Below are 25,361 nucleotides of genomic sequence, written 5' to 3'. Positions count from 1 at the left end.
CAGGTTTGCGGCGGCGGGGACGGCGTGGCGCCAGGTCACGGGGGTCGCACGCCCCGGCGCTCACGGGCGGGTGGCGTGCTCCAGTTCGAGCAACGCCGAGTAGTAGCGGCGCCCCGTCGCCCGGTCCATGCCCACTTCGCACATCCGGTTCGCCGACAGGTGCGCGTCGAAGGCCCGGGCGGTCACCTCGGCCGCCTCGCGCGCCGTCGCCGAGGCGGTGAGTTCCGGATGCAGCATTCCCCGGTCGCCCGCGAAGGCGCAGCAGCCCGCGTCGTCGGGGACCACCACCTCCTCGGCGCACGCCGCGGCGACCGCGCGCAGCCGGTCCTCGTCACCCAGGTGCCGCATCGAGCAGGTGGGGTGGAGTACGGCCGAGCCCACCGTGCGCCGGACCTCCAGACGCGGCAGCAGCTCGTCGGCGGCCCACACGACCGAGTCGAGGATCCGCAGCTCCGCGTGGAGGGCCCGGTTCTCCGGGGTGAGGTACGGGACCACCTCGCGCGCGATGCCCAGCGTGCAGGAGGAGGCGTCCACGACCAGCGGCAGGAGTCCGCCGGCCGTCCAGCCCCACGCCGCTTCGACGATCCGGTTCGCCATCACCCGGGTGCCGGCCTCGTAGCCCTTGGAGTGCCAGATCGTCGCGCAGCAGGTGCCGCCGACGTCGCCGGGGATCCAGACGGGCCGCCCGGCCCGCTCCGACACGGCCACCACGGCCTGGGGCAGGGAGGGGCCGGGCCGGCCCTCCGGGCCGCCGAAGATCCGGTTGACGCAGGCCGGGTAGTACACGGCGGCGGCGCCCACCCGCCGGGTCGGCGGCAGCCGGCGGGGCGCGGCGCCGGCGATCCGTGCCGGCCACTGCGGAACCAGGTCCGGGTTCACGGCCCTGCGCGCGGCCCCGGTGACCGCCCCCAGCAGCCGGGCACCGGCCCGGGAGGGGATCCGGTCGGCGGCGGCCACCGTCAGCCGGGCGGCGGACTCGGCGGCCCCGAAGCGCCGCGCGGCCAGCGCCGCGGCGGCTTCCTCGCGCGGGCCGTGCCGGCGGTGGCGGAAGTCCTTCATCAGCGCCCCGGTGTCGATCCCGACGGGGCAGGCGAGCTTGCATGCGGAGTCGCCCGCGCAGGTGTCCACCGCGTCGTAGCCGTAGGCCGCGAGCAGGCCGTCCAGCACGGGGGAGCCGGGCTGCTGGCGCAGCATCTCGCGGCGCAGCACGATCCGCTGGCGCGGAGTGGTCGTCAGGTCCGCGCTGGGACAGGCCGGTTCGCAGAAGCCGCACTCGATGCAGGGGTCGGCCACCGCCTCCACCTGCGGAATGGTCTTCAGACCGCGCAGATGGGCCCGCGGGTCGCGGTCGAGGAGGATCCGCGGCGCCAGCACCCCGTCCGGGTCGACGAGCCGCTTGGTGCGCCACATGAGGGCGGTCGCCACGGGGCCCCACTCCAGTTCGAGGAAGGGGGCCATGTTGCGGCCCGTGGAGTGCTCGGCTTTCAGGGAGCCGTCGAACCGCTCCACGGTGAGCCGGCAGAAGGCCTCCATGAAGGCTCCGTACCGTTCGACGTCGGCGGGGTCGGCGGCGTCGAAGGTGAGCATGAAGTGCAGGTTGCCGTGGGCCGCGTGACCGGCGACGGCCGCGTCGAAGCCGTGCTCCGCCTGGAGCGCGAGGAGTGCCTCGCAGGCCTCCGCCAGCCGGGACGGCGGTACCGCGAAGTCCTCGGTGATCAGCGTGGTGCCCCGGGCGCGGGCTCCGCCGACGGCGGTGACGAAGGCCTTGCGTGCCTGCCAGTAGCCGTGCACGGTCTTCGGGTCGCCGGTGAAGGTGTTGGTGACCGACGCCACCGGGGCGACCAGGTCGAGCCCGTCGAGGACCCGGGTGGCCCGCTGTGCGCAGGCGTCCCGGGCGGCCTGGTCCGGAGCCCGGAATTCCACGAGCAGGGCGGCGGTCTCCCGGGGCAGGTCCGCCCAGTCGGCGGGCACGCCCGCGACGCTGACCGAGGCGCGCAGGGTGTTGCCGTCCATCAGTTCTACGGCGGCCGCTCCCGCCTCGTTGAAGAGGGGCACGGCCGCGGCCGCCGCGGGCAGCGAGGGGAAGAACAGCAGGGCGGAGCAGAGTTCGCGCTCCAGCGGGAGGGTGTCGAAGACGACCTCGGAGATGAAGCCGAGGGTGCCCTCCGAGCCGACCATGAGCCCGCGCAGGATCTCGACGGGGGTGGTGCCGTCCAGGTAGGCGTCGAGACGGTAGCCGGTGGTGTTCTTGATCTCGTACTTGGCCCGGATCCGGGCGACCAGCGCGGGGTCGGCCTCGATCTCCCGCTTGATCTCCGTCAGACCGTGGCACAGGGCCGGTTCGGCGCGCGACAGCTCCTCGTCGGCCAGCGGGTCTGCGGTGTCCACGACGGTGCCGCCCGGGAGGACGAGGGTGAGGGAGGAGAGCGTGCGGTAGGAGTTGCGGGTGGTGCCCGCGGTCATGCCCGACGCGTTGTTGGCGACGACCCCGCCGAGGGTGCAGGCGGCGGCACTGGCCGGGTCGGGCCCGAGGACGCGGCCGTGCCGGGCGAGGGCCGCGTTCGCCCGGGCCACGGTGGTGCCGGGCCGGATCCGGGCGCGCCGGCCCTCCTCCAGCACCTCGATCCCGGCCCAGTGGCGGCGTACGTCGACGAGGATGTCCTCGCCCTGGGCCTGCCCGTTGAGCGAGGTACCGGCGGCGCGGAAGACCACCTCGCGCTGCCGGCCATGGGCGTACGAGAGCACCGCGGAGACGTCGTCGACGTCCTCGGCGATCACCACGACCTGGGGTACGAACCGGTAGGGGGAGGCGTCGGAGGCATAGCGGACGAGGTCGGAGACCTTCCACAGCACCTTCTCGGGGCCGAGCAGCGCGGTCAGCTCGCTCCGCAGCGGCTCGGGCGTGCCGCCGGCCCGGTGCCCGGGGAGCCGGTCGGGGGCGGGGCCGCGGATGCCGCGCGGGCGCAGGGCCCCCGGCTTCGGTTCGAGCAGCGGCATCTGCGACCCCTCGCGTCGTCGAGGCCCACGGGTGGCCTACTCAGCAGGTGCGCTCCGCCGGGGCGTCCGACAGGGCGTTCAGCAGACCGCCGAGCACGTCGCGCTGGTCGGCGGTCAACGGAGCCAGGATCTCCTCCGCCGCGTCGGTTCGCGCGTTGCGCAGACGGCGCAGCGTGGCGCGGCCGGTGTCGGTGAGCTCGATCCGGATGACGCGGCGGTTCGCGGGGTCGGGTGCGCGCCGTACGCACCCGGCCGCCTCCAGGCCGTCCACGAGGCTGGTCACCGCGCGCGGTACGACTTCCAGTCGGGCGGCGAGATCCGCCATCCGGGGTGCCTGCTCGCCCTCGTAGTGCGAGACGAGGCGCAGCAAACGACTCTGGGCGGGAGTGATCCCGAGCGGCACCATGTGGCGCTTCTGGATCCGGTGCAGCCTGCGCGTCAGGCGCAGGAGCTGTTCGGCGAGGAGGCGGTCGGTGTCGGAGGCGGAAGAGGAGGCGGAGGCGGAGCTCATGCGGGAACAATATCAGGATGCCGTTCATTGTGAGTATAGGTAACAATGACCTGTGCTCCAATGGCCCCGACACGGCCGGAGGGGACCTCGCGACGACCTCGACCCTGACCCCCGACCCCCGAGAGGGTGCCCATGCCACACGACGAACCGAAGTGGATCCCGTCGAAAGACCCCCTGGACCCCGACCGTCCGGCCCCGGCGGAGCAGCCGCGTGAGCTGCGCCGCATCGTCGGCCTGTTCCGGCCCTACCGGGGCCGGCTCGCCGTCGTCGGCCTGCTGGTCGGAGCCTCCTCGCTCGTCGGCGTCGCCTCGCCGTTCATGCTCCGGGAGATACTCGACGTCGCGATCCCGCAGGGCCGCACGGGGCTGCTCAGCCTGCTCGCGCTCGGCATGATCCTGACCGCCGTCGTCACCAGCGTCTTCGGCGTGCTCCAGACCTTCATCTCCACCACCGTCGGCCAGCGCGTCATGCACGACCTGCGCACCGCCGTCTACGCACAGCTCCAGCGGATGCCGCTGGCCTTCTTCACGCGGACCCGCACCGGGGAGGTGCAGTCCCGCATCGCCAACGACATCGGCGGCATGCAGGCCACCGTCACCTCCACCGCGACCTCGCTCGTCTCGAACCTGACGGCCGTCATCGCCACGGTGGTCGCCATGCTCGCGCTCGACTGGCGGCTCACCCTGGTCTCGCTGCTCCTGCTGCCCGTCTTCGTGTGGATCAGCCGGCGGGTCGGACACGAGCGCAAGAGGATCACGACGAAGCGGCAGAAGCAGATGGCCGCCATGGCCGCGACGGTCACCGAGTCGCTCTCGGTGAGCGGCATCCTGCTCGGCCGCACCATGGGCCGCTCCGAGTCCCTCACCGCCGCCTTCTCCGCCGAGTCCGAGAAGCTCGTCGACCTGGAGGTGCGCTCCAGCATGGCCGGGCGCTGGCGGATGTCCACCATCGGTATCGTCATGGCCGCGATGCCCGCCCTCATCTACTGGGCGGCCGGCCTGGCCCTCCAGGCGGGCGCCCCCTCGCTCTCCGTCGGCACCCTCGTCGCCTTCGTCACCCTCCAGCAGGGCCTGTTCAGGCCCGCGGTGAGCCTGCTGTCGACCGGTGTGCAGATACAGACCTCGCTCGCGCTGTTCGCCCGCATCTTCGAGTACCTCGACCTGCCGGTGGACATCACCGAGCGCGCGGACGCGGTGCGCCTGGACCGGGCCAAGGGCGAGGTGACCCTGGAGGACGTGCACTTCACGTACGACACCAAGAACGGTCCGACCCTCGCGGGGATCGACATCACCGTCCCGGCCGGCGGCTCCCTCGCCGTCGTCGGTCCGACCGGATCGGGCAAGAGCACGCTCAGCTATCTGGTGCCCCGGCTCTACGACGTCACCGGCGGACGCGTCGCCCTCGACGGGGTGGACGTGCGCGATCTCGACTTCGACTCGCTGGCCCGCTCCATCGGCGTGGTCTCCCAGGAGACCTACCTCTTCCACGCCTCGGTCGCCGACAACCTGCGCTTCGCCAAGCCGGACGCCACCGACGAGGAGATCGCCGAGGCGGCCCGGGCCGCCCAGATCCACGACCACATCGCCTCCCTGCCCGACGGGTACGACACCCTGGTCGGCGAGCGCGGCTACCGCTTCTCCGGGGGCGAGAAGCAGCGCCTGGCCATCGCCCGTACGATCCTGCGGGACCCGCCGGTGCTGATCCTCGACGAGGCCACCAGCGCCCTCGACACCCGTACCGAGCACGCCGTCCAGCAGGCCATCGACAACCTCTCCGCGGGCCGTACGACCATCACCATCGCGCACCGCCTCTCCACCGTCCGCGACGCGGACCAGATCGTGGTCCTCGACGCCGGACGCATCGCCGAGCGCGGTACGCACGAGGAGCTGCTGAAGGCGGACGGCCGGTACGCGGCCCTGGTCCGCCGGGACCGGGACGCCGCGCTGGCCCCCGAGCCGCCCGAGGGCTTCCAGCTGGCTCCGGTAAATGCGTGACGGTAGGACCGGCACGCAGTCCGGGTGCCGGAAATATGATGAATCGCGGGTTAGCGTTCCCGCATGCGCCCTGAGTACCCGCCGCCGCAACGCCGTCCCCGGCTGACCCGTCGGGGCCGGCTGGCGCTCTTCCTCGGCACACTGCTCGCCGTCGGTGGGGCGGTCGTGATCCCGATACTGGGGCGTGGCGAAGTGCCGGAGACGCCACGCCGGCTGCTGATCCCCGAGGGCTGGCGGGCCCAACAGGTGTACGCCGCGGTCGACCGCGAGCTGAAGCTCCCGCCGGGATCCACGAAGGCGGCGGTGGCCACCACCGCCCTGGCCCTGCCCGCGGAGGCCAAGGGCAATCCGGAGGGCTATCTCTTCCCGGCGACGTACCCGGTGACCTCGAAGTCCACCCCGGCCACCCTGCTCACGCAGATGGTGCAGACGGCGAACCGGAAGCTCGCCACCCAGGCCGTCGCCGACGGCGGCAAGGCCCACGGGATGACTCCGTACCAGACGGCCACCCTGGCCAGCATCATCGAGGCGGAGGCCGAGGGCCGCACCGACATGGGCAAGGTCGCACGGGTGGTGCACAACCGGCTGGCGAAGTCGATGCCGCTCCAGATGGACTCGACCGTCAACTACGCGCTCAACCGCAGCACCGTGGACACCAAGCTGAGCGACACCCGGATCGACAGCCCCTTCAACACCTACGAACGCCAGGGACTGCCGCCCACGCCGATCGACAGCCCCGGGCTGGAGGCGATGGCGGCCGCGGTCGCCCCGACGCCCGGTGACTGGCTGTTCTTCGTGACGGTCAAGCCGGGGGACACCCGCTTCTCCGCGACCTACGAGGAACACAAGAAGCACGTGGCCGAGTTCAACCGGATCCGCGCGAGCACGGGCCCCCGCACGGGCCAGGCCGGGCCCGCCGGGAGATGAGGGCCACCGGCCCCGGACCCATGACCGGCGTGCATGCCGCGTCGGCAGAGCGGCATGAACGAGCACGCGTGGCCGTAGACGGACATGACGGGTGTCGGGCAGCGGGTCGCAGGGGCGGATCGCGGCTCGTGGTCCGGGCGGCCGGGCGCGTGTCGGGCTCCGGGTACGGGATCGTGCCCGCGAACGGGTAGGTGAGCGAGGTCCCGGAGCGGCCTCGGTCAGGTCTTCGGGCCGCCCAGATCGGGCAGGGTGAGCGAGCCGTCCGCGGCGAGGGGGAATCCCGGATTGTGCGCGACTTCCCAGCAATGGCCGTCCGGGTCGGTGAAGGCGCCCGAGTAGAACCCGATCGCGTTGAAGGCGGCGGGCCTCGTCACGGTGCCGCCCGACCGCCCGGCCGCGGCCAGCACCTCGTCCACCTCGGTCTCGGAGCGGACGTTGTGGGCGAGGACGATCCCGCCGAACCCGCCGCCCGGCCCGGGCTCGACCCCGCAGTCGCGCGCCAGCTTGTCCCGGTCCCACAGCACCAGGGCGAGTCCGCCGGCCTGGAAGAAGACGGTCTCCTCGACCTCCTGCCCCCGCCAGCCCAGGGCCTCGTAGAAGCCCTTCGCGCGGGCGAGGTCGCAGACCCCCAGGGTGACCAGGGTGATGCGCTGTTCCATGCGGGCACAGTAGAGCGCCGCGGGGGACGGCCGCCGCATGCGCGCCGTCGGCGTGACGCGGCTCGCAGCGGGGTCCGCACGGCGGCCTAAGCGGCAGGGCGGTCGATCAGTCGCCGAAGTAGGCCTCGGCCACCGCGTAGGTGTCCTCGTACAGGTGGTAGCGGGTGATCCGCCCGTCCCGGACCGTGGTGTGCAGGGCGAACGCGGTGTCGATGTCCCGGCCGGTCTTCCTGACTTCGGACACCATGCGGCCGAGGAGCACCACGTCGTCCCCCTCGGCGACGACCTGGCGGAGCTCGAACTCCTTGGCCCGCACATGGGTCCGCAGCAGCTCGAAGAACGTGCGCATGCCGTCCGGCGAGTCGGCCTCCGGGACCCACGGGATGCCCGGCGGATGCGGGATCGAGAACGACACCCGGTCGGCGAACAGCGCCGCCGCCTCCGCGCTCTTCCCTTCGGCCAGCAGCGGGAACAGGCTTTGAACGGTCTGCGCCGGTGTGGGGGCTGTCATGCCCGTCGACCCTACGCGGGCGGGCGCCGCCCTCGCTCGATGCGCGCCGATGGCGAGGGGGAACCGGCCGGGAAGGCCGGTGCCGGTGCGATCAGCCCAGCGGCGCCCCCACCGCTTCGCGGGTGAGGAGCCGGCGGATCTCGCGGACCGCGGCACCGCCCGCACGGTTGGCGCCTATGGTCGACGCCGACGGGCCGTAGCCCACGAGGTGGATCCGCTCGTCGCGCACGGCCCGGGTCCCCACGACCCGGATGCCGCCGCCCGGCTCGCGCAGGTGCAGCGGGGCGAGGTGGTCGACGGCCGCCCGGAATCCGGTGGCCCACAGGATGACGTCCGCGTCCACACGGCTCCCGTCGGCCCAGACGGCGCCCGTGGGGGTGATCCGGTCGAAGACGGGCCGCCTGGCCAGCACCCCCGAGGCCATACCGGCCCGGACGGCCTCGTTCAGCGGGAGTCCCGTCACGCTGACCACGCTCTGCGGTGGCAGTCCCCGGCGTACCCGCGCGTCCACCAGGGCCACTGCCGCCCGGCCCTCGGCCTCGCCGAAACTCCCGTCGCGGAAGACGGGGGGCCGCCGGGTCACCCAGGTGGTCGCCGCAGCCACCTCGGAGATCTCCAGCAGGTGCTGCACCGCCGAGGTGCCGCCGCCGACGACGATCACCCGCGCCCCCGCGAACTCCTGAGGCCCCGGATAGTGCGCGGTGTGCAGCTGCCGGCCCCGGAACGTCTCCTGCCCCGGGTAGCGCGGCCAGAACGGCCGGTCCCAGGTTCCGGTGGCGTTGACCAGGGCCCGGGCCGACCAGACGCCGGCCGAGGTCTCCACGCGCAGCCGCCCCGTGTCCCCCTCGCGTACGGCGGAGACGTCCACGGGCCGGCGTACGCGCAGGTCGAAGCGGTCCTCGTAGGCGGCGAAGTACTCCCCGACGACCTGCGACGACGGCCGCGCCGGGTCGGCGCCCGCCAGCTCCATTCCGGGCAGGGCGTGCATGCCGTGGACCTTGCCGTAGGTGAGGGAGGGCCAGCGGTACTGCCAGGCGCCGCCCGGGCGGGGCGCGTGGTCGAGGACCACGTGGTCGAGCCCTGCCCGCGTCAGGTGGTAGGCGCTGGACAGGCCGGCCTGCCCGGCGCCGACGACCACCACGTCCACGTCGACCGGCTGGTCCGTCGTCACGCCGGCCGGCACGTCCGGTGTCACGTCCACCGGCCCGTACGCCGGCAGGTCCGCGCCCCTCGTCATGTTGTTCACGGTTCTACCAACTCGCGGCGGGTGCCGGATCTTCCCGTGCCGTGGCGCCGGCGGTCTCAGCAGGCGTTCCCGCCCTGCGGGCCGGCGGGACGCAGGGTCGCCATGACCGGTCCGGTCGGCTGCAGGGTGAGCCCCGGGAAGACCCCGGCCCGGTCGCTCCCGCTGTCCAGGTGGAACCGCTGGGCCAGCACGGCGAGTACGAGCGCCGCCTCCACGAGCGCGAACCGCGCTCCCAGGCACGCCCGCGGGCCGCCGCCGAAGGGGAACCAGGCGTGCTCGGGCACCGGGTGCGGCGCGTCCGCGTCCCACCGCTCGGGGCGGAAGGCCTCCGGCTCCGGGAACCACCGGGGGTCGCGGTGCACCGACCAGGGGCTGGTCCACACCGAGGTCCCGGCCGGTACCGCGCGCCCGCCGAGCGTCGCCCCCTCCGTGGCCACCGCCGAGATCAGCCAGATCGGCGGATAGATGCGCAGGGCCTCCTTGACCACCTGCCGGGTCCAGGGCAGCCGCGCGTAGTCGTCGTAGGCCGGCAGCCGTCCGCCGAGCACCCCCTCCAGCTCCTCCGTCAGCCGGGCCCGCGCCGCCGGCGCCCCCGACAGCAGCTGCCAGGCCCAGGTCAGGGTGGTCGAGGTGGTCTCGTGGCCGCCGATGTAGAGGGTGATCGACTCGTCCCGCAGTTCCTTGCGGGAGAGCGGGCCGCCCGTTTCGTCGCGGGCGGCGAGCAGCCGGCTCAGCAGGTCGTCCCGTTCCGCGCCGGCCGCCGATGCCGCCTCGTGTTCCCGGATGACGTGCTCGATCTCCCGGTCGAGCACCGCCACGGCCTCCCGCATGCGGCGCCGCCCGGGAGTGCGGACCCAGGGCGGCAGGAACAGCGTCAGCCCGCGGAACTCGGCACCCAGTTCCCGCTGGGCGGTGGCCATGGCCGCGCTGATGGGTGCCTCTCGGCCGGCGGCGTCGCTCCCGAACAGGGTGCGCACCGCGATCCGCTGGGTGAGCCCGGCCATCTCCCGGTGCACGTCGACCCGCTGCCCCGCGCGCCAGCCGCTCACCAGGGCGTCCGCGCACTCCACCATCGTGGCGGCGTACGAGCGGACCTGGCGCGGCCGGACGGCGGGCTGGACCAGGGCCCGCTTGCGACGCCAGTCCTCCCCGGTGGCGACCACCACCCCGTTGCCCAGCAACTGCCGGAACGCCCAGCCCAGTTCCGTCGGCCGGAAGCTGGATTCGACGGCCCCGAGCAGTTCACCGGCGTGCTCGGGCCGGGAGACCAGGATGTTGCGCTGCGGGCCGAGTGCCCAGGGAACCCAGTCCCCGTAGTCGTCGCGCAGCGACTCGAAGAAGGCCAGGGGGTCGCGGGCGAAAGCGGGCAGGTTCCCGAGCAGCGGCCACCTGCGCGGTCCGCCGCTCCGGGTGCCGGGGGTCAGGGTCGCGGTCACGCAGGCATGGTGACAGCGGCCCCCGCAGGCCGCCAGAGAGCGGACAGGTTCTCTGCGGCGGGTCCGGCGGGCCAGGCGGGCATCCGGCGGGCATCCGGCACCCAGCGGACACGCATCTGGCGCACATCGGGCACGCGTCATGGAGAATGGACAGATGATCCGTGCGGAGATAATCTGTGGGCAGATTATCTTTCGGTCGGGGAGGCCACCCATGTGGGAGTACGAGCACAGCATCGAGACCGCCGCTGCCCCCGAGGCGATCTGGCGCCTCTGGGCGGACGTGGAGAACTGGGGCGCCTGGAACGCCGGGATCCAGAAGATCGAGATCAACGGCCCGTTCTCGGCCGGTACGGAGATCACGATGACGCCCCCCGGGGACGACCCGGTCCTGCTGCACATCACCGAGGCGGCCGAGGGCGAACGGTTCACCGACGAGGCGCGCTTCGGTGGCCTGCTGCTGCGGACCGTCCACCGGATCGACCCGATCGGCCAGGACCGGATCCGGGTCGTGTACCGGATGGAGATCACCGGCGACGGTGCCGACGAGACCGGCCCGCAGATCGGCCCGGGCATCACCGCCGACTGGCCCGACACCATGGCCGCTCTGGTCGAGCTGGCGCTCCGCTGATGCCCCTCAGCCCCGGCGAGAGCCCCGGGTTCCTGCTCTGGCACGCCACGTTGCGCTGGCAGCGCGACATCGCCGCCGCCCTGGCCCCGCTCGATCTCACCCACGTGCAGTTCGTGCTGCTCGCCTGCACCTGGTGGCTCAACAGCCAGGGCGAACACCCCAATCAGCAGACCGTCGCCCGCCAGGCCGGAACCGACGTCAAGATGACCTCCCAGGTCCTGCGCACTCTGGAACAGAAAGGGCTCGTCGAGCGGGAGGTCGACCCGGCCGACACCCGAGCCCGACGGCTGCGCGTCACCGACGCAGGCGCCGACCTGGCCCCGCGGGCGATCGCCGCCGTCGAACAGGCCGACGCGCGGTTCTTCCGGCCGGTGCCCGTCGGCGACGCCGTGGCCCTGCTCGGCCGCCTGGCCCGTCCCGAGTCCGAACCCCCAGGGGTGAAATGAGCGAGATACGCGTCTTGGGCAGCCGGGCGCTGAGGGACAAGGACTTCGAGCATGTGACGCTCCCCGAGCCGTGGATGTCCGCAAGCGGCCGGGAGTTCGTCCACCAGGACCCGGACGTCGAGGCCTTCCGCCGCACTGTCCCCATCTACTGCGGCGACTTCGATCTCACCGTCACCTGCCTGGAGCGGAAGAACGCACGCGACGTGGGCTTCGAGCGTTTTGTCGCCAACTGCCTGCGGGATCAGCTGCACGGGCATGGCGGAGCGGATCCCGAGGACGCCTCGACGCGGTTCCACTTCCGCGCAGCGTATGACCTGCAACAACTGGCCGGGATGGTGGTGGAGGAGGAGGCGGCAGCCTACGTCGCGTCGCTCCCGTACGGTGCGCCGATCGAAGTGCTCTGGGATTTCTCGAACTTCGGCTGTCTGCGGTGGGACTGGCTGGAGACATCGGTTCGGTTGCAGGGGCGTCCCGTCCCAGGAACGGGCGGCGTCCACGCCCCCGCGGTGGACGGATCGGAGTTCCTGCCCAGGATTTTCTCCCATGCCGAACCCGACGTGATGCATCAAGACGTCCACGCCATCCGCGAGCACGCGCTGGGGCAGCTGAAGTACCTGCCGGATCTGCGTGAGGGGCTGCCGCGCGACGCCATGGCGAAGCTGATCAACGAAGACATTCTTGCGCTGTCCGCGCTGTGCCACCGACACGGCACCTTCGGCGAGGCGGTTCTGCCGGGGGCTTTCGATCCCATCACCGGATTCTTCCTGAAGGCGCGCGACGGGAACTCCCGCCAGGCGTTCATCGAGACGGGGGAGTACTTCTACGAGGTTCTGGTGAGCACCTCCTGAGCGTCCCCGCCGCGCTCCGGCCGCCGGGACCGCGCGACGGCTCCCCGCTCACACCGACCGCAGCCACTCGTACGCGGCGTCCGCGCTGAACTCCGGCTGCCCGCCCGGGAAGAGGAGCCCGGCCGAGGCGAAGGCCGGGTCCCCCGCGATGTCCGGGGAGTACGGGACCGCCACGCACGCCATGCCAGCGGCGTGCGCGGCCCGTACTCCGGGCGCCGCGTCCTCGACGACCACGCAGCCGGCGGGCTCGGCGCCCAGCCGGCGGGCCGCCTCCAGGAAGACGTCCGGAGCGGGCTTGCCGTGCGCGACCTCCTCGGCGGAGACCACCGTCGTCAGCAGTGCGTCCAGCCCGGTGCCCGCCAGCACCGCGTCGATCGCCTCGCGTGAGGAGCCGGAGGCCACCGCCATCGCCGCGCCCTCGGTGCGCAGCCGCTCGACCAGCTTGCGCATCTGCGGGAAGACCTCGGTCCGTGTCCGGGCCAGTTCCAGGTACGCGGCGTTCTGCTCGGCGAGCAACTGCTCCACCGGTGCCCGGATCCCGTACCGCTCGCGCAGGATCTCCAGGGTCTCCAGCGTGCCGATGCCGATGAAGCGCGCGTGCTGCTCCCACGTGAAGTCGGGGACCCCGTGCCGCTCCAGGGTGCGGCGCCCGGACTCGTAGTAGTTCGGCTCGCTGTCCACGAGGGTGCCGTCGAGATCGAATATGACGGAGATCATCCGCAGTGTCCGTCCTGCCGCTCGTGTCCTGTCCCGTCAATCCTGTCAGGTTCTGTTGGCATTTCTGCCCACTGATTCGACCAGGGGCAGCAGCCGGTGCGGCACCCGCTCGCGCAGCGCCACCTCCGTACGCGTGCGGACCACGCCCGGAAGCTGGATCAGCCGCTGGATCACGTCCTCCAGGTGCCCGTTGTCCCGGGCCGCCACACGGGTCAGCAGGTCTCCGCCGCCGGTGATCGAGAAGGCCTCGATGATCTCGGGCACGGCGGCCAGCGCATCACCCACGTCGTCCAGATGACCCTGGGTGACCTCGATGTGCACGAAGGCCAGCACCGGATGGCCCAGTGCGGCGGGGGAGAGGACCGGCCCGGTGCCGGTGATCACACCCGTGCGCTCCAGCCGGTCCAGCCGTGCCTGCAGGGTGCCGCGCGCGACGCCGAGGATCCGGGCGTACTCGCGGACACTGGTGCGCGGCTGCTCGATCAGCAGGCGCAGGATTCTGGTGTCGAGCTCGTCCACCGCCACGCCACGACTGTACCAATGGCCCCGTTCACCCCGACCGTTACCGGCCAGGAGCCTGGTCCGTGTGCAGCCCGGGCTGGCCCCGGTAGAGCAGGCCCACGACCAGCACCGTCACGGCGGCCGGCAGCAGCAGCCAGCCCACGGTCCAGCCGGCCCGCAGCAGCAGCGCCCCGAGGAAACCGCCGGCGAACATGGCGAGGACGCTCAGGCCGCGCAGTTTCCAGCCCGGCGTCCCGAATCCGTAGGTGTTCTCCCGCCCCATGGCCGAGGCACCCACGAAGGCGGTCATGGACCGGGTGACCAGCGTCGTCGGTACGCCCGGCACGTTCGCCCGCATGATCGTGGTGTTGCGCAGCCCCATCGCCAGGGCGAGGAACGCCGTCGCCGCCAGATGCCGCGGGGCCGGTGACCCGTACTGCGGAGCCAGCCCCCAGCCGATGCCCGCGGCGGTCAGGATCAGCCCCGCCTCGGCGAGGAGACCGATGACGAACCAGCGCCTGCCGTGGATCTCGGTCACGGACTCCAGATGCGACCCACAGACCACCCCGACCACGAACGCGGCCAGGGAGACCCCCGGAGCGAGCGTCTCCAGCCTGCCCGCACCGGCCGCGCCGAAGGCCAGGAACAGCACGTTGCCCGTCTGCATCGCCGTGAAGGCCGGCCCGAGCGCCAGCAGGCTCGCCGCCTCCACCAGCCCTGTCACCAGGGTCAGTACGACCATCAGCGCGGGCATGCGCGGCGGGAGCAGAGGCGCACCAGCCGTGCGCCCGGCCGCCGCCCGGTTCTCGTCCATGACGCCCGACAGTGACACGCCCGCCCGGGCGCTCCGGCGCCGACATGCCGGAAGGCCATAGGGTCCGAAGGATGAGTGACCTGTTGCTGGTGAGGCACGGCGAGACCGCCTGGAGCGCGAACGGGCGCCACACGGGACGCACCGACCTCCCGCTGACCGCCCGCGGGGTCGAGGAGGCCATCTCACTGGCCCCCTTCTTCCAGGACCGGCAGCCGGCCCTGGTCCTGACCAGCCCGCTGCGCCGCGCCGTCGCCACGGCCCAGCTCGCCGGACTCACCGGCGGCCGGACCGACCCCGACCTGTACGAATGGGACTACGGCGGCTACGAGGGGATCACCACCGCCGAGATCCAGAAGACGACCCCGGACTGGTCCCTGTGGACCCACGGCGTGCCGCCCGGCGACGCCGAACACCCCGGGGAGAGCGCGGCCCAGGTGGGGGCCCGTGCCGACCGTGCCCTGGCCCGCGTCGCCCCCGTGCTCCGCGCGGACGGCGGAGACGTGGTGCTCGTCGCCCACGGCCACTTCCTGCGCGTCCTCACCGCCCGCTACCTGCGGCTGGAGCCCGAGCACGGCCGGCTGTTCCTGCTGCGCACCGGCACCGTCAGCCGGCTCTCCACGGAGCACGGCCTCCCGGTGATCGCGGGATGGAACACCCGGCCCTGACAGCGGTGGCGAACGAGGTCGCCTCGCCTCGCGCAGCACCGGCGAGTGCGTGACCATTCCTACATGGGTCACGACTCCTACACGGAGGACGCCGATGCGGGCGCCGGACCGGAGGGCCTGGACGCGAGGCTCAAGGCCAACGCGATCGGATTCCTCGACGCGCTCGTCATCGGCCTGAACTCCACCTCGCCGGCCTACTCCCTGGCCGCGGTCCTCGGGCCGATCGTCGCGCTGGTCGGGATCTACGCACCGGGCGTGATGCTCGCCTCCTTCGTCCCGATGCTGCTCATCGCCGCCGCCTTCTACTACCTCAACAAGGTGGACCAGGACTGCGGGACGACCTTCTCCTGGGTCACCCGGGCCATGGGCCCCTGGGCCGGCTGGCTCGGCGGCTGGGCCATCGCCATGACCGGCGTCCTCGTCATCGGCTCCCTCGCGGACGTCGCCGTGAACTTCGGCCTGCTCGCCGTCGGACTCGACAGCTGGGCCGCCAACGCCTGGATCCGGCAGGGCCTCACCGTCGCGGTGATCCTCGCCATGACCGGCATCTGTGTCATCGGCACCGAGCTCTCCGCCCACCTCCAGGACATCCTCATCCTCGCCCAGGTCTTCTTCCTGCTGACCTTCGCCGTGGTCGCCATCTACCGCGTCTACGCCGACACCAGCACCCTGGAATCGATCGAGCCCTCACTCACCTGGCTCAACCCCTTCGGCGCGGGCGGCGCGGCGCTCACCGGCGGGCTGCTGCTCGGCGTGTTCATGTACTGGGGCTGGGAGTCCGCCGTCAACCTCACGGAGGAGGTGGAGAACTCGGCCACCGCGCCCGGCAAGGCCGGCCTGTGGTCGACCGTCATCCTCCTGGTCACCTACCTGTCCGTGGGCTTCGCGGTCGTCGCCTACGCGGGCACCGTCTACCTCGCCGAGAACGCGGGCGAGGAGGAGGCCATCTTCGCGGTCCTCGCCCACGAGGTCATGGGCGGCTGGGACTGGGTGGTGCTCCTCGCCGTCTGCACCTCGGCCCTCGCCTCCACCCAGACCACGATCATCCCCGCCTCCCGCACCGCCCTGTCCATGGCCCGCCGCCACGCGCTGCCGCACCGGCTCGCCCACATCCACCCGAGGTTCCGCACCCCGGACGTGAGCACCTGGTGGGTGGCCGGCATCGCCATCGGCTGGTACCTGATCGTCAACCAGATCAGCGAGAACGCGCTCCTGGACTCGCTCACCGCGCTCTCCCTGCTCATCGCCTTCTACTACGCGCTCACCGGCCTGGCCTGCGCCATCTACTACCGCCGGCACCTCCTGGAGAACGTGCACAACTTCTTCCTGATCGGCCTCGGCCCGGTGGTCGGTGCCGGCCTGCTGGCCTGGCTGCTGGTGGAGTCGATCGGCGACATGTCCAACCCGGAGAACTCCGCCAGCGGAGTCTCCTGGTTCGGGCTCGGACCGCCGCTGGTCATCGGCATCGGCATCGCGCTCGTGGGTGTGGCCGTCATGTGCTTCTGGCGGGTACGCGACGGCAGGTTCTGGCAGGAGCGCCGTGGCGTCGTCGACCCGGAACTCGTCCACGCCGGGAAGCCCAAGACACCCTCCTAGGAGCCCCCGATGTCCGTGGTCCTCGGATACGACGAATCACCCGGCGCGGAACGGGCCCTCCAGGTGGCGCTGGAGGTGGCCACCGCCTTCGGTGAGCCCCTCGTCCTCGTCTACGGTGCGGCCGCCCCGGGTCCCACCGGCGAGGAGTCACGTGCGCACCGCGAAGCCGTCCGCCAGGCGGGCCGCAGCGCACTCGCGCACGCGGTCGAGGAGGCCGACGCCGCCGGGGTGCCCTCCACGGTCGAGGTGGCCGACGAGAAACCCGCACAAGCCCTGCTGGACGCCGCCGAGCGCCACCGGGCCCGCGTCATCATCGTCGGCAGCTGGGGCGACAGCCCGATGCGCGGAGCGCTCCTCGGCTCCACCCCGCACAAGCTCCTGCACCTGTCGCCGATCCCGGTGCTGTGCGTGCCGACCGGGCCGGAGGGTGCCTGAACAGCCGTGGTACGACTGGAGGCGGACCCCCCTCCGGTCCCGGCCGGTCCGTCAGGGCCCGGAAAGGGCGTTCTCGGCCCGCGCCGGTAGCCGGCCGCCCACCTCCTTCCCGGCGCGCAGCCGGGTCAGGGCAGGGCTGGTGATCGCCGTCGTCACCAGGGCCATGAGCACCAGCATGGTGAACAGCTGCGGCCCGATGACGCCGAGTTCCAGACCGACGTTGAGCACCACCAGCTCGGTGAGCCCCCGGCAGTTCATCAGGGCGCCGATCGACAGCGCCTCCCGCCACGGTCTTCCGCACGCGCGCGCCGCGCCCGCCGCACCGCCCCACTTGCCGATGAAGGCGACGAAGAGGATGGCGGCCGTCCAGAGCCACAGCCAGGGTGAGGCCGTCAGGCCCCCGATGTCCGTACGCAGCCCCGTGTGCACGAAGAACAGCGGCAGCAGCACGGGCACCGTGAACGCGCGCAGCCGGGCCGCCGAAGCCTCGATGCGCTGCCCGGTGCGGGGGGTGACCACCCCGAACAGGAACGCCCCGAACAGCGCGTGCACGCCGATCAGGTCGGTGGCCAGCGCGGACAGGCTCAGCCCGCTGAAGAGCGCCACCAGCACCGCCGCGTCGCCGGCCCGGTCGGCGCGGGCCGACCACCGGGCCAGCAGCGGTCGTACCGCGTACAGCATCACCAGCGTGAAGGCCACGGCGAGTCCGGCCGTGGTGGCCGCCTCCATCGGGGAACCGGCCGTGGAGAGGGCCACCACCAGCGCCAGCAGGCACCACGCGACGACGTCGTCCACGGCCGCGCAGGCCAGGGCGAGCGCGCCGAGCGGGGTCCCGTACAGGCCCCGGTCGATGAGGATCCGGGCGAGGACCGGGAACGCGGTGATGGCCATTGCCACGGCCATGAACAGGGCGAACGGCATCCGGCCCACCCCCTCGGGGGCGAACGCACCGTACATCGCGAGGGCGAGCAGCGCGCCCAGGGCCAGCGGCAGCAGCATGCCCGCCTGGCTCACCGCCACCGCGACCCGGGTGTGACCGCGCAGGCTCTTCAGGTCCAGCTCCAGCCCGACCAGGAACATGAACGCGAGCAGCCCGAGCTGCCCGAGCACCGAGGTGTACGGCAGCACGGACGGCGGGAACAGCGCGTGCTGGGCCTGCGGCCAGAGCCAGCCCAGCAGCGAGGGGCCCAGCACGATGCCGGTGGCGATCTCGCCCACCACCGGAGGCTGGCCGAACCGGCGGCAGACGGCGGCCCCCACCTGACCGGCCAGGATCACCACCGGGATGGCGACCAGCAGGGCCGGCAGCGGGTCAGCGGACGACACGGGTACCCCCTTCGGGCGCGGCGGGCCGCAAGGAGGCGGGGAGTTCCGGATGCGGCGCCGCCGGCTGGGGGGCCGTGGCCGCCGCGGACCAGAGGGCGTAGCGGCGCAGCCCGTAGAGCAGCGGCTGCCGGTCGTCGCGCACGGTCACGCGCCGGACCTCGGCGAAGACGGCCGTGTGGTCCCCGAAGCCGGCGGTTCTGACCACGGCGCAGTCCGCGACGGCGTGGGCGTCCGCCGTCAGATGCGGTCCGCCGGCCCCCAGCGGCAGCCGCCATTCGACGCGGTCGAAACGGTCGGGCGCCCCGGACGCGAACAGGTCCGACGTGCCGCGGGCCCGCTCGTGCAGCAGGTTGAGCGCGAAGTGGCCCTCCGCGAGCAGCACCGCGAGCGTCGGGCTCGCCGCCCGTATGCACACCACGAGCGTCGCCGGTTCGAGGGCGACGCTCGCGAGGGAGGTGCAGGTCAGGCCGTGCGGCACGGAATCGGAATCCATCGTGGTGACGACGGACACCCCGGTGGGGAAGGCGGCCATGAAGGGACGGAGGTCGGCGGGCCGGCCCCCGGCCGGCTCGTCCGGTGCGGCGGGATGGGGCACGGAGCGGTGGGGCATGTCTGACTCCTGAGGTGGCTGAAGCAACTGCGGCCCGGCAGCCGGCGGAGAGCCGTACTGCCGGGCCGTGGGAGCGGTGGGCCTTACGCGCCGTGCAACTGGCGCAGGTAGTCGTAGGCACTGGGCAGCGTCTCCAGCAGGTTCTGCTGCTGGCGCTTGACCGTGTCGAAGAGGGGTTCGGCACTGGCCACCGAGTCCGGCCGGTGCGCCAGGGAGGGCAGCGGGGCGTCCGGCTCCAGGCCGAGGCCCGCGAAGATGCAGTAGTAGCTGCCGTTGGTCCAGAAGTTGCGGAACTCGGCCTCGAAGTTGCCGTAGTACGTCGACTCGTCGGTGATCGGCGAGTTGATGGGCAGGCCCGCCTTGTAGGCGGAGATCTTCTGCTGGATGTTGTCGGGGAGGGTCAGCTTCTTGTTGGCCTGCCAGAACGGCGTGTCGTTGCGCGGCGCGTAGAAGAAGTGCGCCTGGATGAAGTCGCGGGTGTCGTCGAACATCACCTCGATCTCGTGGTTGAAGCTGTTGATCAGACCGTCGTTGAAGGTCTTGTCCGGGAAGTGCTTGGCCAGCTGGTAGATCGCGGCGGTGATGAAGTAGATGCCCGTCGACTCCAGCGGTTCCAGGAAGCAGGAGGACAGGCCGATGCTGACGACATTCTTCACCCAAGCCCGGCGGTTGCGGCCGACGCGGAAACGGATGTGGTTGAACTTCGTCACCTCGGGGTCCAGGTCCCACATCTGCGCGAACTCGCGGGTGGCGGTGTCCTGGTCGGTGAACTTGCTGGAGTACACGTAACCGGTGCCGAAGCGACCCAGCATGGGGATCTTCCACGCCCAGCCGGACGACATGGCGATCGCCGACGTGTACGGCTCCACGCCGTTCGCCTCGTCGTCGTGCGGGACGGCCGTCGCCACCGCGCTGTCGCACAGCAGGTGGTCGCTCATGTCGATGAAGGGCTCCTCCATCGCCTGGTTGATCAGCAGGCCGCGGAAGCCCGAGCAGTCCACGAACAGATCGGCGTCCAGGGCCAGTCCGCCCTTGGTGTGCAGCGTGGTCACGTAACCGCGCTCGTCCTGCTCGACCCGCACCATCTCGTCCTGTACGTGGTTCACACCCTGCTTCTCGGTGCTGAACCGGCGCAGGAAGTCGGCCACCAGCTGGGCGTCGAAGTGCCAGGCGTACCGCGTGGCCGGCCGGCCGTCGAGCCAGCGCGGGGCCTTCATCGCGTCCATCACGGGGGGCTCGCGGAAGCAGGCGTAGTCGAACGGCTCGGTGGTGCGGCCCTCGTACTTGCGCTTGAACCAGTAGTGCGACAGCGGGGTCTGGTCGTAATCGGGGAGCAGCCCGAACGGGTGGTAGAAGTGGTCCGGACCGCCGCCCGGCAGCTCGCGGGCCGCCGATTCGCCCTGCCCGTCGGTCCGCCAGTTCACGAAACGCACGGCCATCTTGAAGCTCGCGTTGCACTCCCGCATCCACTCGTCCTCGGCGATGCCCAGGTAGTCGAAGAAGGAGCGCTGCAGGTTGGGCACGGTGGCCTCGCCGACACCGATGCGCGGGATCGTCGGCGCTTCGAGCACGGTGATGTCGACCGTTCCCTGCAGCGCCTTTCCGAGGTATGCGGCCGTCATCCAGCCGGCCGTGCCGCCGCCCAGGATGACGACCTTCTGAAGCCGGGTGTCGCTGCTGGTCATGAAACAGCCCTCATTTCGGATTCGGCGGTTCGGGTGGTCGTGCTCATCAGTGTCGAAAAGCGCCCTATCACCGCTCTACACAGCTCGGATCCAGCCGTTGTAGGGCCTTTGTAGACCCCCCGGACACACTCCTCGCAGGCAGAGCGGCAGGCTGAAAACCACCGGGAGGACGCGATGACCACCGCAGCGAACGGGACGGCGGGGCCGGCGGTACGGGTCCGCTTCCTGGGCGACTTCGAGCTGACCGTGGGCGGCGTCCCGGTCCGGCGCTGGCGGGCCGGCAAGGCCCGTGGCCTGTTCCAGTACCTCGCGCTCCACCGCGGCCAGATGCTCACCCGCGACCGGCTCTACGCGTCCCTGTGGCCGGGCGCCGACGCCGCCGCGGGCAGCTCCCTGAAGGTCGCCGCCCACGCACTGCGCCGGGTGCTCGACGCCCACCCCGACCGCCCCGGCGACTCCGGGATCCGGCTGGATTACCGGGACTTCGGCTACGTCCTGCACATCAGCGGGCTGTGGTCCGACCTCGACCGCTTCCAGGAACTGGTGCACACCGGCCTGCGCGCCGCCACGGCCGGCGACGCCCCGCTCGCCCGCACCCGGCTGCGGGCCGCCATCGCTCTCTACGGCGGCGAGTTCCTGCGCGGCGAGAGCGCCGACTGGGTCGTCGAACAGCGCGAGTACCTGAGGGCGCTCGCCCTGCGGGCCCTCGGAGCGCTGCGCGCCGACGCCGAGACCCGCGAGGACTTCGTCGAGCTGATCGAGGTCTGCAAGCGCACCCTGGAGATCGACCGCCATCACGAGGAGACCTACCGCGCCCTGATGGCCGCACACGGCCGGCGCGGTGAACTCGCCTGCGTGCGCCGCTGGTACGAGCTGTGCGCCCGCCGGATGCGCGACGAGCTGGCCGTGGCACCCGGCCCCGAGACCCAGCGGTTGCTGGGCACCCTGATCCCCGCCGCGGGGCGCGCGGCCGCTCCCGCCGTCTCCGCCGTGACCGGTGCCCCGCCCGCCACCGTCCGCGCGCTGCGGCCCGCGGCGGCCCGCCGGCCCGGGACCCCCGCGGGCACTCCCCCCTGGAGCCCGGAGGCCCGTACATCCGCCCTGAGCCGCCCCGTCCGCCGGACCAGGCCCGACAGCCGGGCCGCGGCCGCCCTGGCCCGGGCGGCCGACCAGGCGACCGCCTGACACCGACCCAGCCGTCCAGCGAGCCCGAGATCCCGTGATCCCGTGACCGAGTGAGGACCCCACCGTGACCGTGCTGACCGTGCCGACCGAGCCACAGGACTCCAGACCCGCCGGGGCCGAGCCCGACGCCGCCCCTCTGCCGCCCCGTTACACCGACCAGTGGATCGGCGGCGCCTGGGTCGCCTCCGACGCCGACGGCCGCCTGGTCGTCACCGACCCCGCCACCGAGCGCGCCCTCGCCACGGTGCCCGCCGGCACCGCCCGGGACGCCGACCTCGCCGCGCGCGCCGCGGCGGCCGCCTTCCCGCGCTGGGCCGCCACCCCGCTGCGCGCACGCACGGCGCTGCTGCGCAGGGTCGTCGAGGCCATGGAGGTGCGGGCCGACCGCTTCGCCGAGACCATCACCGCCGAGGTCGGGGCGCCCGCCCGGATGGCCCGCCAGACCCATGTCGGGCTCTCCCTCGGCATGGCGGCGCACTGCGTCGAGACCGCCGCCTCCTACGCCTTCGAGGAGCGCGTCGGCCATTCGCTCGTCGTGCGCGAGGCCGCCGGCGTGGCGGCGTGCATCACCCCGTGGAACACCCCGCTGCTGCTCACCGTGCAGAAGATCCTCCCCGCGCTCGCGGCCGGCTGCACGGTCGTGCACAAGCCGAGCGAGATCACCCCGCTGCACGCCCGGCTGCTCGCCGAGGCGATCGCCGAGGCCGATCTGCCGCCCGGCGTCTTCAACATGGTCGTCGGCACCGGCGCCGCCGTCGGCACGGCGCTCGTCACCCACCCGCTGATCGACGTCGTCTCCCTGACCGGTTCGACACGGGCCGGCCGCGAGGTCTCCGCGCTCGGCGCCGACACGGTCAAGCGTGTGCACCTCGAACTCGGCGGGAAGAACGCGAGCCTCGTCCTCGACGACGCCGACCTGGCCGCGTCCGTGGCCGCCACCGTCGACCAGATGCTCTTCAACACCGGCCAGACCTGCCTGCAGTGGAGCCGCCTGCTGGTGCCGAGGGACCGCCAGGACGAGGCCGTACAGCTCGCCGGAGAGGCCATGGCCGGATACGTGACCGGCGATCCGCGCGACCCGGCGACCGACCTCGGACCGCTGGTCTCCGCCGCCGCGCACGCCCGCGTCACCGCATACATCCGCCGTGGCGTGGACGAGGGCGGCGGCCGGCTGGTCCGCGGCGGCCCCGGCCGGCCCGCCGGCCTGGACACCGGCTACTACGTCCGGCCGACGGTCTTCGCCGACGTGGACCCGCTGAGCACGATCGGCCAGGAGGAGATCTTCGGGCCGGTGCTCTCGGTCATCCCCTACGACGACGAGGACCAGGCGCTCCGGATCGTCAACGGAACCCGCTACGGGCTGCACGGCGCGGTCTGGTCCGGAGACGGCGCCCGCGCCGAAGGCGTGGCCCGGCGCTTCCGCTCCGGGCTGGTCGACGTGAACGGCGGCCAGTTCAACCCGGCCGCGCCGTTCGGCGGGTTCAAGCAGTCCGGGATCGGGCGTGAATGCGGCACCGCCGGACTGGAGGCCTTCCTGGAGACCAAGTCGATGCAGCTCCCGCAGGGCCCGGGCGGCCAGGTGGTCGGCCCGCGCCTGCGGGCCACCGCGGCCGCCCGCCCCGCGGACACCGAGAGGAACGACGGATGACCGACCGGCACGCCGAGTCCGCCGGGGCCACCGTCCCGGGCGTACCGGCCGACGACACCCCGCCCCGGGCGGCACGGGCCGAACCGGGCCCCGCCGAACGGGACCCTGCCGGGCCTGGCTCCGCCGCGCCTGGCTCCGCCGGACCGGCCGACGGTTTGCTTCCGCCGCTGTTCGCCCGCCTGGAGCGGTGGACCCGCGACCAGCCCGACGAAACCGCCGTCAAGGCCTTCGACGGCACCCTCACCTACGCGGCGCTCACCGCCCGCACCGCCCGCTACGCCACCGCGCTCGCCGGCGCCGGAGTCGGCCCGGAGACCTCCGTCGGGCTGCTGCTCGGCCGGTCCCGGGAGAGCGTGCCCGCCCTGCTCGCCGTCTGGAGCCTCGGCGGGACCGCCGTCCCCCTGGACCCGGCGCACCCCGTCGAGCGCCTCGGCCGAGTCCTGCGCGACGCCGGGGCCGCCGTCCTGGTCGCCCCCGAGGTGCCCACGGGGCTGGAGCCCCGCGGGATCACCCTGCTGGCCCCCGCCGACGTCCGCCGCAGCGCCCCTGGCGCGCTCGCCGTGTCCGTACCGGCCCCCGACAGCTGCTCGTACCTCGTCTACACCTCCGGAACCACCGGCCGCCCCAAGGGGGTCGAGGTTACCTACCGGGGCCTGGACACCTTCGTCGACGCCCTCGGGACCCTCGGCCTGCCCCCGGGCGGCCTCGGCCTCAACGCCGTCTCGCCCGCCTTCGACGGCTGGCTCTGGTGCACCTTGCTCTACCTGGCGCACGGCCAGGGGGTCGCCCTCACCGACCTCTCCCTGGACGGCCTGCGCCAGGCCGCCGCCGAGGGCCGCGAGCCCCTGCCCGCCGGCCTGCGCACCGTGTCCCTGACCCCGTCACTGCTCGCCGCCCACGGTGCCGGCATCGACACCGCCGAGGTGGTCGTGGTCGCCGGGGAGGCCTGCCCGGCCGCACTGGCCGAACGGTTCGCCCGCGGCCGCCGGCTGCTCAACGTGTACGGGCCGACGGAGGTGACCATCGCCGCGACCTGGTCCGACAGCCGACGAGGGGACGACGTGACCACCATCGGACGACCGCTGCCCGGGTACCGCGCGTACGTCCTGGACGAGGAGCTCCGCCCGGTGCCCGCCGGGACCGAGGGCGAGCTCCACCTCGGCGGCCCCGCCGTCGCGCGCGGCTACCGGGGCCGCCCCGGACTCACCGCGAGCCGCTTCCTGCCCGACCCCTTCCAGGGCGGCGGCACGCGCATGTACCGCACCGGCGACGTGGTGGTCCGCCGCCCGAGCGGCGAACTGGAGTACCGGGGCCGCCGCGACGACCAGGTGAAGATCCGCGGGCACCGCATCGAACTGGGCGAGGTGGAACGGATCGCCGCCGAACTCCCCGAGGTCGTCGCCGCCGCCTGCTGCCCCCTCTCCTCCGGGCAGACCCTCGGCCTCGCCGTGGTCGCGGCCCCCGGCGCCGACCCGGCGGGCCTCGCCGACCTGGTCGTGGAACGCTGCCGCAAGCAGCTGCCCGCCGCCGCGGTGCCCGCCACCGTACGGGTGCTCGACCGGATCCCGACCCTCAGCACCGGAAAGGCCGACCGCCAGGCACTGGCCAAGGCCCTGGCCGAGCCGGAACGTACGCCCGGCACGGCGGTGGCGGCCCAGGGCGCCGGTCCGACCACGAGCGAGCGCATCGTGATGGCCGTCTGGGCCGACGTGCTCGCCACCGATGTCACCGGCCCCGACGCGGACTTCTTCGAGCTGGGCGGCCACTCCCTGGCCGCCGCCCGCGCGGTCTCCGAACTGCGCCGCGTCACGGGACTGCGGGTCGGCCTCGGCGCGCTGCTGGCCGAGCCGACGGCCCGGCACTTCGCCGCCGAACTCGACCGGCTCTCCGCCGAGCGGGAGGCCACCGCCACCGCCACCGCCACCGACCCCGCCGACCCTGCCGACCCCGCCGACCCCGCCGAAGGAGCCTGAGC

23 protein-coding genes are annotated in these 25,361 nt (G+C 73.0%); 11 read left to right on the top strand and 12 right to left on the bottom strand.

Translation table 11 applies throughout. From position 1 onward, the window contains the following. Nucleotides 1-60 precede the first annotated feature (60 nt). The gene (locus DEJ51_RS03225; protein ID WP_150256087.1) at nt 61-2,997 is read right to left on the bottom strand and encodes an FAD-binding and (Fe-S)-binding domain-containing protein; all 2,937 of its coding nucleotides are present in this window, start codon (nt 2,995-2,997) and stop codon (nt 61-63) included. A 40-nt stretch (nt 2,998-3,037) separates the two neighbouring features. Then, nucleotides 3,038-3,508 carry a MarR family winged helix-turn-helix transcriptional regulator gene (locus DEJ51_RS03220; protein WP_150256085.1) on the bottom strand — a complete coding sequence of 157 codons (471 nt, stop codon included), beginning with the start codon at nt 3,506-3,508 and terminating at the stop codon, nt 3,038-3,040. A gap of 132 nt (nt 3,509-3,640) precedes the next feature. Here DEJ51_RS03220 and DEJ51_RS03215 point away from each other — a divergent pair, with 132 nt between their 5' ends. Together DEJ51_RS03215 and mltG are read left to right on the top strand one after the other, a co-directional pair. Then, nucleotides 3,641-5,503, top strand: coding sequence for an ABC transporter ATP-binding protein (locus DEJ51_RS03215; protein WP_150256083.1), 1,863 nt, complete (start codon nt 3,641-3,643; stop codon nt 5,501-5,503). Nucleotides 5,504-5,566: 63 nt separating this feature from the next. Continuing rightward, nucleotides 5,567-6,430 (top strand): endolytic transglycosylase MltG, encoded by an 864-nt coding sequence (gene mltG, locus DEJ51_RS03210; RefSeq protein WP_150256082.1) that lies wholly within the window; start codon nt 5,567-5,569, stop codon nt 6,428-6,430. 218 nt (nt 6,431-6,648) lie between these two features. Here mltG and DEJ51_RS03205 read toward each other — a convergent pair whose 3' ends face one another. The 4 genes from DEJ51_RS03205 to DEJ51_RS03190 form a co-directional block, all read right to left on the bottom strand. Next, the gene (locus DEJ51_RS03205) at nt 6,649-7,089 is read right to left on the bottom strand and encodes a VOC family protein (protein ID WP_150256081.1); all 441 of its coding nucleotides are present in this window, start codon (nt 7,087-7,089) and stop codon (nt 6,649-6,651) included. Between the two features lie 106 nt (nt 7,090-7,195). Continuing rightward, complete coding sequence (locus tag DEJ51_RS03200; RefSeq protein ID WP_150256079.1) at nt 7,196-7,600, bottom strand: nuclear transport factor 2 family protein; 405 nt, start codon at nt 7,598-7,600, stop codon at nt 7,196-7,198. A gap of 91 nt (nt 7,601-7,691) precedes the next feature. Then, a complete protein-coding gene (locus tag DEJ51_RS03195) occupies nt 7,692-8,747 on the bottom strand; it encodes an FAD-dependent oxidoreductase (RefSeq protein ID WP_223836132.1) in 1,056 nt (351 codons plus the stop codon). A gap of 155 nt (nt 8,748-8,902) precedes the next feature. Beyond that, complete coding sequence (locus DEJ51_RS03190; protein WP_223835640.1) at nt 8,903-10,282, bottom strand: cytochrome P450; 1,380 nt, start codon at nt 10,280-10,282, stop codon at nt 8,903-8,905. Nucleotides 10,283-10,493: 211 nt separating this feature from the next. Here DEJ51_RS03190 and DEJ51_RS03185 point away from each other — a divergent pair, with 211 nt between their 5' ends. Genes DEJ51_RS03185 through DEJ51_RS03175 form a run of 3 tightly spaced genes read left to right on the top strand, consistent with a single transcriptional unit; the run spans nt 10,494 to nt 12,204 of the window. Beyond that, nucleotides 10,494-10,910, top strand: a complete 417-nt coding sequence (locus DEJ51_RS03185; RefSeq protein WP_150256075.1) for an SRPBCC family protein — start codon at nt 10,494-10,496, stop codon at nt 10,908-10,910. After that, on the top strand, nt 10,910-11,356 hold the full coding sequence (locus DEJ51_RS03180; protein ID WP_150256073.1) for a MarR family winged helix-turn-helix transcriptional regulator: 447 nt from the start codon (nt 10,910-10,912) through the stop codon (nt 11,354-11,356). Before DEJ51_RS03185 ends, DEJ51_RS03180 begins: the two co-directional genes overlap by 1 nt. Then, nucleotides 11,353-12,204: a hypothetical protein gene (locus DEJ51_RS03175; RefSeq protein WP_150256072.1), complete on the top strand. Its 852-nt coding sequence runs from the start codon at nt 11,353-11,355 to the stop codon at nt 12,202-12,204. Before DEJ51_RS03180 ends, DEJ51_RS03175 begins: the two co-directional genes overlap by 4 nt. Before the next feature lie 48 nt (nt 12,205-12,252). Here the strand turns inward: DEJ51_RS03175 and DEJ51_RS03170 are convergent, their stop codons facing one another. Genes DEJ51_RS03170 through DEJ51_RS03160 form a run of 3 tightly spaced genes read right to left on the bottom strand, consistent with a single transcriptional unit; the run spans nt 12,253 to nt 14,236 of the window. Further along, on the bottom strand, nt 12,253-12,921 hold the full coding sequence (locus DEJ51_RS03170; RefSeq protein WP_150256070.1) for an HAD family hydrolase: 669 nt from the start codon (nt 12,919-12,921) through the stop codon (nt 12,253-12,255). Nucleotides 12,922-12,966: 45 nt separating this feature from the next. Beyond that, the gene (locus tag DEJ51_RS03165) at nt 12,967-13,446 is read right to left on the bottom strand and encodes an Lrp/AsnC family transcriptional regulator (protein WP_150256069.1); all 480 of its coding nucleotides are present in this window, start codon (nt 13,444-13,446) and stop codon (nt 12,967-12,969) included. 37 nt (nt 13,447-13,483) lie between these two features. Continuing rightward, complete coding sequence (locus tag DEJ51_RS03160; protein ID WP_223835639.1) at nt 13,484-14,236, bottom strand: YoaK family protein; 753 nt, start codon at nt 14,234-14,236, stop codon at nt 13,484-13,486. A 71-nt stretch (nt 14,237-14,307) separates the two neighbouring features. On the opposite strand from DEJ51_RS03160, the gene DEJ51_RS03155 reads away from it, so the two are divergent. The 3 genes from DEJ51_RS03155 (at nt 14,308) to DEJ51_RS03145 (ending at nt 16,932) form a co-directional block, all read left to right on the top strand. After that, nucleotides 14,308-14,901, top strand: coding sequence for a histidine phosphatase family protein (locus tag DEJ51_RS03155; RefSeq protein WP_150256067.1), 594 nt, complete (start codon nt 14,308-14,310; stop codon nt 14,899-14,901). A 63-nt stretch (nt 14,902-14,964) separates the two neighbouring features. Further along, nucleotides 14,965-16,497: an APC family permease gene (locus DEJ51_RS03150; protein ID WP_150256065.1), complete on the top strand. Its 1,533-nt coding sequence runs from the start codon at nt 14,965-14,967 to the stop codon at nt 16,495-16,497. A gap of 9 nt (nt 16,498-16,506) precedes the next feature. Further along, complete coding sequence (locus DEJ51_RS03145) at nt 16,507-16,932, top strand: universal stress protein (protein ID WP_030713442.1); 426 nt, start codon at nt 16,507-16,509, stop codon at nt 16,930-16,932. Between the two features lie 51 nt (nt 16,933-16,983). Here DEJ51_RS03145 and DEJ51_RS03140 read toward each other — a convergent pair whose 3' ends face one another. The 3 genes from DEJ51_RS03140 to DEJ51_RS03130 form a co-directional block, all read right to left on the bottom strand. Then, nucleotides 16,984-18,258, bottom strand: a complete 1,275-nt coding sequence (locus DEJ51_RS03140; RefSeq protein WP_190620172.1) for a cation:proton antiporter — start codon at nt 18,256-18,258, stop codon at nt 16,984-16,986. Next, entirely contained in the window at nt 18,245-18,868 is a 624-nt protein-coding gene (locus DEJ51_RS03135) for a flavin reductase family protein (RefSeq protein WP_150256064.1), read from the bottom strand. Before DEJ51_RS03135 ends, DEJ51_RS03140 begins: the two co-directional genes overlap by 14 nt. Nucleotides 18,869-18,951: 83 nt before the next feature. Next, nucleotides 18,952-20,553: a tryptophan halogenase family protein gene (locus DEJ51_RS03130; RefSeq protein WP_150256062.1), complete on the bottom strand. Its 1,602-nt coding sequence runs from the start codon at nt 20,551-20,553 to the stop codon at nt 18,952-18,954. 174 nt (nt 20,554-20,727) lie between these two features. On the opposite strand from DEJ51_RS03130, the gene DEJ51_RS03125 reads away from it, so the two are divergent. The 3 genes from DEJ51_RS03125 to DEJ51_RS03115 all read left to right on the top strand — a co-directional run bounded on the left by DEJ51_RS03125 (nt 20,728) and on the right by DEJ51_RS03115 (nt 25,359). Further along, nucleotides 20,728-21,738 carry a BTAD domain-containing putative transcriptional regulator gene (locus tag DEJ51_RS03125; RefSeq protein WP_150256060.1) on the top strand — a complete coding sequence of 337 codons (1,011 nt, stop codon included), beginning with the start codon at nt 20,728-20,730 and terminating at the stop codon, nt 21,736-21,738. A 136-nt stretch (nt 21,739-21,874) separates the two neighbouring features. Beyond that, complete coding sequence (locus DEJ51_RS03120; protein WP_150261662.1) at nt 21,875-23,386, top strand: aldehyde dehydrogenase family protein; 1,512 nt, start codon at nt 21,875-21,877, stop codon at nt 23,384-23,386. Next, nucleotides 23,383-25,359, top strand: coding sequence for a non-ribosomal peptide synthetase (locus DEJ51_RS03115; RefSeq protein ID WP_150256058.1), 1,977 nt, complete (start codon nt 23,383-23,385; stop codon nt 25,357-25,359). The genes DEJ51_RS03120 and DEJ51_RS03115 overlap by 4 nt, the downstream gene beginning before the upstream one ends. Nucleotides 25,360-25,361 lie beyond the last annotated feature (2 nt).

It is taken from the genome of Streptomyces venezuelae (genome assembly GCF_008642275.1).
GTDB lineage: Bacteria > Actinomycetota > Actinomycetes > Streptomycetales > Streptomycetaceae > Streptomyces > Streptomyces venezuelae_E.
This window is presented reverse-complemented; position numbering and strand designations above follow the sequence as displayed.

Bases quoted from the DNA above. Each gene is read 5' to 3' on its own strand.
- DEJ51_RS03225 (WP_150256087.1), bottom strand. From the start codon at position 2,997: ATGCCGCTGCTCGAACCGAAGCCGGGGGCCCTGCGCCCGCGCGGCATC.
- DEJ51_RS03220 (WP_150256085.1), bottom strand. From the start codon at position 3,508: ATGAGCTCCGCCTCCGCCTCCTCTTCCGCCTCCGACACCGACCGCCTC.
- DEJ51_RS03215 (WP_150256083.1), top strand. From the start codon at position 3,641: ATGCCACACGACGAACCGAAGTGGATCCCGTCGAAAGACCCCCTGGAC.
- mltG (WP_150256082.1), top strand. From the start codon at position 5,567: ATGCGCCCTGAGTACCCGCCGCCGCAACGCCGTCCCCGGCTGACCCGT.
- DEJ51_RS03205 (WP_150256081.1), bottom strand. From the start codon at position 7,089: ATGGAACAGCGCATCACCCTGGTCACCCTGGGGGTCTGCGACCTCGCC.
- DEJ51_RS03200 (WP_150256079.1), bottom strand. From the start codon at position 7,600: ATGACAGCCCCCACACCGGCGCAGACCGTTCAAAGCCTGTTCCCGCTG.
- DEJ51_RS03185 (WP_150256075.1), top strand. From the start codon at position 10,494: ATGTGGGAGTACGAGCACAGCATCGAGACCGCCGCTGCCCCCGAGGCG.
- DEJ51_RS03180 (WP_150256073.1), top strand. From the start codon at position 10,910: ATGCCCCTCAGCCCCGGCGAGAGCCCCGGGTTCCTGCTCTGGCACGCC.
- DEJ51_RS03175 (WP_150256072.1), top strand. From the start codon at position 11,353: ATGAGCGAGATACGCGTCTTGGGCAGCCGGGCGCTGAGGGACAAGGAC.
- DEJ51_RS03170 (WP_150256070.1), bottom strand. From the start codon at position 12,921: ATGATCTCCGTCATATTCGATCTCGACGGCACCCTCGTGGACAGCGAG.
- DEJ51_RS03160 (WP_223835639.1), bottom strand. From the start codon at position 14,236: ATGGACGAGAACCGGGCGGCGGCCGGGCGCACGGCTGGTGCGCCTCTG.
- DEJ51_RS03155 (WP_150256067.1), top strand. From the start codon at position 14,308: ATGAGTGACCTGTTGCTGGTGAGGCACGGCGAGACCGCCTGGAGCGCG.
- DEJ51_RS03150 (WP_150256065.1), top strand. From the start codon at position 14,965: ATGGGTCACGACTCCTACACGGAGGACGCCGATGCGGGCGCCGGACCG.
- DEJ51_RS03145 (WP_030713442.1), top strand. From the start codon at position 16,507: ATGTCCGTGGTCCTCGGATACGACGAATCACCCGGCGCGGAACGGGCC.
- DEJ51_RS03135 (WP_150256064.1), bottom strand. From the start codon at position 18,868: ATGCCCCACCGCTCCGTGCCCCATCCCGCCGCACCGGACGAGCCGGCC.
- DEJ51_RS03130 (WP_150256062.1), bottom strand. From the start codon at position 20,553: ATGACCAGCAGCGACACCCGGCTTCAGAAGGTCGTCATCCTGGGCGGC.
- DEJ51_RS03125 (WP_150256060.1), top strand. From the start codon at position 20,728: ATGACCACCGCAGCGAACGGGACGGCGGGGCCGGCGGTACGGGTCCGC.
- DEJ51_RS03115 (WP_150256058.1), top strand. From the start codon at position 23,383: ATGACCGACCGGCACGCCGAGTCCGCCGGGGCCACCGTCCCGGGCGTA.